Annotated in this window: 1 protein-coding gene; it reads right to left on the bottom strand. The window is 48.6% G+C overall.

The window, feature by feature from the left end; all coding sequences use genetic code 11:
- Positions 1-989 (bottom strand): phosphopyruvate hydratase (gene eno, locus A3750_RS00870; protein ID WP_068547941.1); only part of this gene is annotated, 989 nt, incomplete at both ends.

Below are 989 nucleotides of genomic sequence, written 5' to 3'. Positions count from 1 at the left end.
ATCGTGGTGTCTTCTGTTTCGCCCGAACGATGCGAGATCACAGCCGTGTAACCTGCGTCTTTCGCCATCTGGATCGCATCCAGGGTCTCACTCAAACTACCGATCTGGTTAAACTTGATAAGAATCGAGTTTGCGATGCTCTTATCGATGCCTTCCTGAAGAATCTTGGTATTTGTAACGAACAAGTCATCACCAACCAATTGCACTTTATCGCCCAGACGTTCCGTCTGATACTTCCAGCCATCCCAATCTGACTCATCTTGACCATCTTCAATCGATACGATCGGGTAAGCGTCACACAAATCTGCAAGGTAGTCGCTAAAGCCTTCGGCAGTAAACACTTTGCCTTCGCCACTCAGATCGTATTTTCCGTCTTTAAAAAATTCAGACGATGCACAGTCTAAAGCCAGCGTAATATCGTCGCCCAGCGTATAACCTGCATCAGCAACCGCCGTCTTGATCACAGCGAGCGCATCTGCGTTGGACGCAAGGTTCGGCGCAAAACCACCTTCATCACCTACAGCCGTATTCAAACCCTGCGCTTTCAACACTTTCTTCAACGCATGGAAGATCTCAGCACCTGCTCGCAATGCTTCAGCAAAACTTGGCGCAGAAACTGGTTGAACCATGAATTCCTGAATANCGACGTTATTATCCGCGTGTTCACCACCATTAAGGATATTCATCATCGGAACTGGCATGGAGTATTGGCCCGCCGTGCCATTTATCTCAGCGATATGCTCGTATAGCTCTACACCTTTCGCTTGTGCGGCAGCTTTTGCTGCGGCCAACGAAACCGCCAAAATTGCGTTGGCGCCTAGATTAGCTTTATTCTCAGTGCCATCAAGATCAATCATAATCTGATCAAGCGCGCGCTGTTCCGTTACGTCTTTACCAATTAGCGCTTCGCGAATATCACTATTGATGCCCGCGACCGCCTTCAATACGCCTTTACCTAGGTAACGAGACTTATCGCCGTCACGCAGTTC

This window comes from Oleiphilus sp. HI0079 (assembly GCF_001635105.1).
The sequence above is the reverse complement of the archived record's forward strand: the minus strand, read 5'-3'. Positions and strand labels throughout refer to the sequence as shown.